Origin of the sequence: Chryseobacterium sp. C3, from assembly GCF_014218905.1 — a bacterium.
GTDB lineage: Bacteria > Bacteroidota > Bacteroidia > Flavobacteriales > Weeksellaceae > Chryseobacterium > Chryseobacterium mucoviscidosis.
Genome location: NZ_JACLCU010000029.1, coordinates 1 through 677 on the forward strand (window position 1 = coordinate 1; position 677 = coordinate 677).

1 protein-coding gene is annotated in these 677 nt (G+C 40.8%); it reads left to right on the top strand.

Going from position 1 to position 677, the window contains the following annotated elements:
- The coding region (locus H6W53_RS21400; RefSeq protein WP_185209627.1) for a transposase at nucleotides 1–677 on the top strand (677 nt) is incomplete at both ends.

Consider the following 677-nt stretch of genomic DNA (forward strand, 5'->3'; position numbering starts at 1 on the left):
GTGCTTACCTCCAAGACTGCACGAGGCAGGAAAGGAAGCATTGTTGCCATCATAAAAGGTACCCGGAGTGATTTTGTCATCACGCATCTTTTAAAGATCAGCAGAAAACTTCGGATGAAGGTAAATGAAATTACTTTGGATATGGCGGGTTCCATGAAGCGTATTGCCCAACGCTGCTTCCCTGGTGCAACACCGGTAATTGACCGCTTTCATGTTCAGAAGCTGGCTACAGAAGCCCTTCAGGAAATCAGGATCAGACATCGTTGGGATGCTATTGAAATGGAAAATAAGGTAACGCAAGGACTGGGGGAAGAAAAAAACTTAGGCACAGAAATATTTGAAAACGGTGATTCACGCAAACAGCTTTTAGCAAGAAGCCGGTATTTGCTTTATAAAAGCCGTGAAAAATGGACACTTTCCCAAAAACAAAGAGCTGCTATTCTTTTTGCTCAGTATCCCGATCTGGAGAAAGCATATCAATTGACCGATGGACTGCGAAAGATTTATAATCAGAATATTCCAAAATCATTGGCGATGACTAAACTGGCGCATTGGTTCAAAGAGGTGGAAGAAGCAGATTTTAAATCTTTTTCTACCTTAAGAAAAACAATAATGAATCATTACAGGGATATTTTAAACTATTTTCATCAAAGAAGCACCAATACCGCTGCGGAATC